This window comes from Vibrio sp. 1562 (genome assembly GCF_033340155.1).
Lineage (GTDB): Bacteria > Pseudomonadota > Gammaproteobacteria > Enterobacterales > Vibrionaceae > Vibrio > Vibrio alginolyticus.
The window spans coordinates 1-504 of the sequence record NZ_JAWOVY010000842.1 but is presented as its reverse complement, the minus strand read 5'-3'; the positions used below and the strand labels follow the sequence as shown (position 1 = coordinate 504).

The window sequence follows — 504 nt, the reverse complement described above, 5'->3', positions numbered from 1 at the left end:
GCAGCTATACCTAATTTCATTTTAATCCTTAGCTTAAACTTAAAGCCCCATATTATATATACCCATTCAACTTGAAGATGCAGGTTTCAATATCTGAAAGTCATCCGTAATTCTGGATGACAATGAGCCTGCAACTTCTGGTAGCGTTACATCGAAAAACTCTTTGATGGCTGAAGTAAATTCTGGCTTGGAGGAGAAGTAAATATTGTTCCTCACATGCTCATTCATCACTTTCCAAAGCCGCTCGATTGGATTTAAATTTGGACTGTAAGGTGGTAAGTAATGAAGCTCAATATTGAGCACTTTTGCCGCATTTCTCACCAGCTCTGACTGATGATAGGCGGCGCCATCAAGCACTAGGTGAACTTTTTGCTCCAACGGGTAATGCTCCTTTTTGAGCTTCCAGAAGAAGCGAACGATGCTCTCGCTGTTTATCGTCTCATACGTTTCTGTCACCGTTGCGCCAATATTTTGAAGCGGTAATGCACCGATAATATTAAGACG

Annotated in this window: 1 protein-coding gene; it reads right to left on the bottom strand. The window is 41.3% G+C overall.

The features are described 5' to 3' along the window. Positions 1 to 66: 66 nt before the first annotated feature. The coding region (locus R7Z49_RS27980) for an IS630 family transposase (protein ID WP_318112919.1) at positions 67 to 504 on the bottom strand (438 nt) is incomplete at its 5' end.